The organism is Paraburkholderia sediminicola (genome assembly GCF_046027825.1).
Taxonomy (GTDB): Bacteria; Pseudomonadota; Gammaproteobacteria; order Burkholderiales; family Burkholderiaceae; genus Paraburkholderia; species Paraburkholderia sediminicola_D.
Map to the genome: position 1 here is coordinate 1 of NZ_JAQQDU010000247.1, position 776 is coordinate 776.

Here is a 776-nt window from a genome sequence, read left to right on the forward strand (position 1 = left end):
GCTCTGTACGCTCGCGAAGATGCGCTGTGCTGGTGTGGCTGGCGTGACGCAGCACACGGCGCGTATAGAGCCCAAACCACAGTTCGATCTGGTTCACCCAGCTCGCGTGCAAAGGGGTGAAATGGAAATGAAACCGTCCACCGTGCCGCGCATTGAATGCCTGCCACACGGCCTGGGCGCGATGCGTGTTCAGATTGTCCCAGATTACGTGCACCTGCTTGCCCGGATACGCGGCTGCCACACTTTCCATGAAAGCCACCAGGTCGCCCTGGGTACGCCGGTCGCGGCAGCTTCCCAGTACCCGCCCGGTATGAACATCCAGCGCGGCAATCAGCGACTGGGTACCGTGACGGATATATTCAAATTCCCGGCGGCGCAACCGTCCGGCTGCCGGGGCGCGCCCTGGATGCTTGCGCTCGATGGCCTGGATGCCGGTCTTCTCGTCAATACTCAGTACCACCGCATTCTTCGGCGCCTTGCGGTACAGCTTGCAGATCACGTTGACCTTCTCGCGAAACGCCGGATCCGGACTATGCAGCCACTGTTGCACCCGATGCGGGCGAACGTCGCCAGCCTGCAGGATGCGCTGCACATGGCTGCGACTGATCTGTTCGACGATCCCTCGCTCGACTGCACGCGTCACAATCTCATCGAGCGTCGGCGTGGCCCGACCTTGCGCTTCCTGCACTTCACACGCCAGTGCGATCAGTTGCAGCCGCGTCTCCTGCGTGATGCGCGGCGGACGACCACTGCGCTCTGCCTCCCGAATCCCCTGC

1 protein-coding gene is annotated in these 776 nt (G+C 62.8%); it reads right to left on the minus strand.

What is annotated here, in order from left to right:
• Window positions 1-776 (minus strand): IS630 family transposase (locus PQQ96_RS42115; protein WP_408303343.1); only part of this gene is annotated, 776 nt, incomplete at both ends.